The 1,511-nt window shown below is 35.7% G+C and carries 1 protein-coding gene and 1 pseudogene; both read left to right on the forward strand.

Annotated elements, in window-relative coordinates; translation table 11 throughout:
• Nucleotides 1-211, forward strand: a pseudogene (locus RTP52_RS11240) (amino acid ABC transporter ATP-binding protein); the annotation flags it as partial.
• Between the two features lie 194 nt (nucleotides 212-405).
• Nucleotides 406-1,269 carry a cysteine ABC transporter substrate-binding protein gene (locus RTP52_RS11245; RefSeq protein WP_312371340.1) on the forward strand — a complete coding sequence of 288 codons (864 nt, stop codon included), beginning with the start codon at nucleotides 406-408 and terminating at the stop codon, nucleotides 1,267-1,269.
• Nucleotides 1,270-1,511 lie beyond the last annotated feature (242 nt).

A 1,511-nucleotide genomic window follows, 5' to 3' on the forward strand; every position in this document is an offset into this window, starting at 1 on the left:
ATTACAGGTAGTACTGGAACTTGCCAAAGAGGGAAATACCATGGTGATCGTAACCCATGAAATGGAATTTGCCAAAGCAGTGGCAGATAGAGTTTTGTTTATAGATGAGGGGGTTATCGTAGAAGAAAGTACCCCAAAAGAGTTTTTTACCTGTCCAAAAACAGAACGTGCGAAACAGTTTTTGAATACATTTCATTATGAAGCGATTTAAACAAGAAAAACACGATTCGCTTTTCTTTGTCATAAAGAAAGATGTGTAAAAAACACAGTGTGTATGTAAAGGAAAATAAGTGAGAATTTCGTTTTAAAAACGTGTTATTAAAAATTTGTTCAACTAGTACATTGTGCCAAGGCACAATGTTGCTATCAATATAAAAAGGCGCAAGCGCCAGAAAAGAGGAGTTTATGAAAAAGAAGATTTTAGGAGCAATTTTAACACTGACTATGGTAGCAGGAATCTTAACTGGATGTGGTCAGGCAAAAGAGAGCAATACTGGAGCTACAGCAAAAGCAAGGACATTAGAAGATATTAAAAAAGACGGAAGTATCAAGATTGGTGTATTCAGTGATAAAAACCCTTTTGGATATGTGGATTCCAATGGTGATATTAAAGGGTATGATGTTTACTTTGCTAAACGTATTGGTAAAGATTTATTAGGAAGTGAAGATAAGGTTGAATTTGTTTATGTGGAAGCAGCTAACCGTGTGGAATATTTAAAGTCCGCAAAAGTAGATGTTATTTTAGCTAATTTTACTGTAACTAAGGACCGTAGTGAGCAGGTAGACTTTGCACTTCCATATATGAAGGTAGCTCTTGGTGTGGTTTCACCAGATAACGCATTAATCACTGATATAGACCAGCTTAAAGATAAGACTTTAATTGTGGTAAAGGGTACAACCGCAGAAACTTATTTTATGGAAAATCATTCCGATATCAAACTGTTAAAATTTGATGAATACCAAGAGGCATACGATGCATTGTTAGATGGAAGAGGAGATGCATTCTCAACAGACAACACAGAAGTTCTTGCATGGGCATTGCAAAATAAAGGTTTTTCCGTAGGTATAGAGTCCATTGGTAGTGTTGACACCATTGCTGCTGCTGTACAAAAAGGAAATAAAGAATTATTAGACTGGATTAACACCGAGATTAAGGCATTGGCTGAGGAGCAGTTCTTCCATAAGGACTTTGAAGAAACATTAAAGCCTGTGTATGGTGAAAATATAGATCCAGAAAACCTCGTAGTGGAAGGTGGAGAGCTTAAGTAATTCATTCAAATGGAATTAGATGGAGAGCAATAGCATTAGAGTTGATGGTTACGAGGTAGTAGCGAAGCGGACTAGAAATTTAATCGAATAGAAATGATATAGCAGACGGGTTTAAAAATGTAATATGAAAAACAGTTTTCTGCCCGTCATTTATATTTTATTAAAATTAGTTTTTACATTTGATTCGCTTTAAATTATAACCGTTTGATAAACATGTAGCTGCCCCAGCGATTAAACTACCC

This window comes from Lachnoclostridium sp., from assembly GCF_031997925.1.
Lineage (GTDB): Bacteria > Bacillota > Clostridia > Lachnospirales > Lachnospiraceae > Lachnoclostridium.

Excerpts from the sequence above, each read along its gene's own strand:
- RTP52_RS11245 (WP_312371340.1), top strand. The coding sequence starts at position 406 with ATGAAAAAGAAGATTTTAGGAGCAATTTTAACACTGACTATGGTAGCA.